At 51.3% G+C, this 3,079-nt stretch carries 5 protein-coding genes; all 5 read left to right on the top strand.

Features of this window, described 5'->3' with window-relative positions:
• Positions 1 to 1,059, top strand: a 1,059-nt coding sequence (locus MHN01_RS22605) for a TyeA family type III secretion system gatekeeper subunit (RefSeq protein WP_239413590.1), incomplete at its 5' end; no start/stop codon positions are given.
• On the top strand, positions 1,049 to 1,471 hold the full coding sequence (locus MHN01_RS22600) for a hypothetical protein (RefSeq protein WP_239413589.1): 423 nt from the start codon (positions 1,049 to 1,051) through the stop codon (positions 1,469 to 1,471). The genes MHN01_RS22605 and MHN01_RS22600, both read left to right, overlap by 11 nt.
• Before the next feature lie 67 nt (positions 1,472 to 1,538).
• Complete coding sequence (locus MHN01_RS22595; protein ID WP_239413588.1) at positions 1,539 to 1,916, top strand: hypothetical protein; 378 nt, start codon at positions 1,539 to 1,541, stop codon at positions 1,914 to 1,916.
• Positions 1,917 to 1,919: 3 nt separating this feature from the next.
• Positions 1,920 to 2,264 (top strand): hypothetical protein, encoded by a 345-nt coding sequence (locus MHN01_RS22590; RefSeq protein ID WP_239413587.1) that lies wholly within the window; start codon positions 1,920 to 1,922, stop codon positions 2,262 to 2,264.
• The coding region (locus MHN01_RS22585; protein ID WP_239413586.1) for an FHIPEP family type III secretion protein at positions 2,261 to 3,079 on the top strand (819 nt) is incomplete at its 3' end. The genes MHN01_RS22590 and MHN01_RS22585, both read left to right, overlap by 4 nt.

Below are 3,079 nucleotides of genomic sequence, written 5' to 3'. Positions count from 1 at the left end.
GCTGCTGGCGGTGTACAGGCCGGGCAGCAGAGGGCTGTTTCCGGTAATCAGGCACCTGCTGGCAGTGTCGCGGTGTTAGAAAACACTAGCCTGGCTGACTCGGCTGAAGAGTTGAGCTTTGCTCTGGCGGAAAAACGCCCCAAGTCGATGGCGGAAAGAACGTCGGATAAAAACGATCAGGCGCGTCTGGCTTGGATACAGAAAATTCAGCAGTATCTGGAACAAGCCCCCGATCTGCAGAAGCAGCATAAGTTGGTGGATTTTGTTTCTGCCAATCTGGGCCGCTCGCAAACGACAGAATCTTTCATTCAAAGTCTCAAGTCATTTAGCCAAGATGAATCGCTGCAGTATTTGGCCGGTCAGGTGCTGGTCGAGGCCAGTGATCCTCAAGATAAAGAGCATTATGAAAATGCCCTCAGTGATTTCAAGGCCAAAAATGCCAAAACCATCTTGGCAGGCCTGAATACCTCCCATGTTTTTGCCGATGTCCTACCTGTGGAGCAGCTGTCATCTGCGAGGCAATCGTACCGGGAGCTTATTGATTACCAGAGCCACGGTAAGGTGTGGCGTCAGCTTGTCGCTATGGTGAAGCAGCACGGTACCTTTGACAATGCTGTCGATATTCAGCAACGGGCCCTGTCGGCAGACTACCATGCGCTGGAACCCAGCCAGGAGAGAGGTGTGCTGGCAATGGTAATGCAGAACCTTAATCAGCTTAAACAGCTAAAGGGGATTTTTGAGCAGGTGAATGATTTGGCTCGCCAGGTACAAAATCAGTTTTTCTCTCCCGTAGAAGCCGAGCAACTTATGGAGCAGGTGCTTTCTATTCCTGATAGCCAGTTTGTAACAACTCGTCAGATGGATCAGGCGATGCAGCGTCTGAATGTTGCCTCTTTGTCTGCACAGGTCGTGATGCAACAAGGTATCAAAACACTCGCCGCTGAATTGCCGGATGCCCTCTATCCCTCGCAAGAACAGCGGAGTCGGGTTATGGACAGTTTGCAGCAGTGCATCGACGAGACCATAGATAAAGAAGAGATGTGGTTGGATGGACAGTAACGCTCAGCTTGCAGTTAAGGAGTTTCTGGCAGTATTGGAAAATGTCATTCCGGATCACCAGTCTGCAATATTCGATCAGCCCTCGGGCGTTCTTAGTATCACACTGCCTGATAGCTACTCGACTTGCCCTTCGGTCAATAATCATATCGAACTGCGTTGGGAGCAAAATTGGCTGTCTCTGGTGGCTCCCGTCAATATCAGCGGACCGGAAAAGAAAGCGGCAGATTTACTGCACTTGCTTGCCGCTTCACCTCTGCCTGTCCAGGTTGTGATCGACAGGCAGGAGCGACTGTGGCTGGTAAGCCAACTTCCCTTAATAAACTTGCGTACCAGTGCCCTTTGCCGGCATTTTCAATGGCTAACTGAGAAGGCTGCCATTTTACAGAACAGGTCACACACGACGTATGATTAACTTGCCTCTCCGGTTTCGTTTTTTCCGTTCAGATGCGCCTGGGCAAGTCGGGCAAGGTATTTCATCTGTGCAAGGTATACCAGCAGGGCAAGGTGGAGCAGACGGATACGATCGAATAAAGACGTTACCCGTTTCCCGCACGCCGTCTGCAGTCCGTCTTACTTCAATTCAAACTCAGGACCAAGTTCACACCCAAACTCAAGGCCAAGTTCAAAATCAGGCCAAAGCCCTCTCTCCGTTATCCAGTATCGCTTTGGGTCAATGGTACCGGGCAGAGCAAGACACAACCCCTGCCACGATCAATGCTTTGCATTGCCAGCAGCTTGGTCAGTTTCTGACTGCCGAGACTACGCCAGAGGCCAGGCAGGCGCTTGAAGTTGTTCAGGCATTATGGCTTGTGCAACGAGAAATCCACTTGATCAAATCTGGCTTGATGGGGCCTTAGCGAATGGGAGTTAACGTGGTCACCAGTCAAATGGACCCTGAACAAGCAAAGTCTGCGATGCAGACCTTGCTGACAAACTTTCTCGAGCAGCAGCAATGGGCGTTGGCGATGCCTGTTGCGCATTGGTTAGCCGCCAATGGTGATGACATGGCCTGTGCCTTACGTCCACAGCTCCATAACTATCTTGATGAGTATGAGTCGGCGCTGGAAGCCTTGTCAGTGGTACCTGTTGTCTTGCGGCACTGCCTTGTGGTTCGCAGGGCTGAAGCTTCTGCCTTATATGCACTGGGATATCACCAGTTGGCCAGAGAGGTATTGCTTCGTTGTCCCCCTGAGGAGCTGTTGTGAAAATTTTGCTTAGCCGCCTGACCGGCCGTAATGATCTGCTGTTGGCACTGCTGTTGATAGCCGTAGTCTTTATGATGATCCTGCCAATGCCAACGGAGCTGGTGGACGTACTCATTGCTATCAACCTGGGCATTGCGGTTATCTTGATGATGATGGCGATCTACATCCACACCCCGTTGGAGTTTACTGTCTTTCCATCACTACTGTTGCTGACCACATTGTTTCGCCTGTCGCTTTCAATTACCACCACACGACTGATTCTGCTACAGGCGGATGCCGGGCAGATAGTCTATACCTTCGGCAACTTTGTGGTGGGAGGTAATCTGGTCGTGGGCGCGGTGATCTTCTTAATCATCACGATTGTGCAGTTTCTGGTGATCACCAAAGGTGCGGAGCGGGTTGCTGAGGTGTCAGCACGTTTCAGTCTGGATGCCATGCCAGGCAAACAGATGAGTATCGATGGCGATATGCGCGCCGGGGTGATTGATATGGAAGAGGCCCAGCTTCGGCGCAATCGAGTGGAGAAAGAATCGCAGTTATACGGTGCTATGGATGGTGCCATGAAGTTTGTTAAAGGGGATGCGATTGCCGGTTTGATTATTATCGTGGTGAACTTGCTGGGCGGGATCACGATTGGTGTCGTGCAGCGCGGTTTGCCTGCTGGGGAAGCCCTGTCTATTTATGCCATTTTGACTATTGGTGATGGTTTGATTTCACAGATCCCGGCGCTGTTTATTGCGATTACCTCCGGCATGATTGTGACTCGGGTATCGGCTGAGGTGTCGGCCGATCTGGGTAAAGATATCGGTAGCCAG

Source organism: Photobacterium sp. OFAV2-7 (assembly GCF_022347985.1).
Lineage (GTDB): Bacteria > Pseudomonadota > Gammaproteobacteria > Enterobacterales > Vibrionaceae > Photobacterium.
The sequence above is the reverse complement of the archived record's forward strand: the minus strand, read 5'-3'. Positions and strand labels throughout refer to the sequence as shown.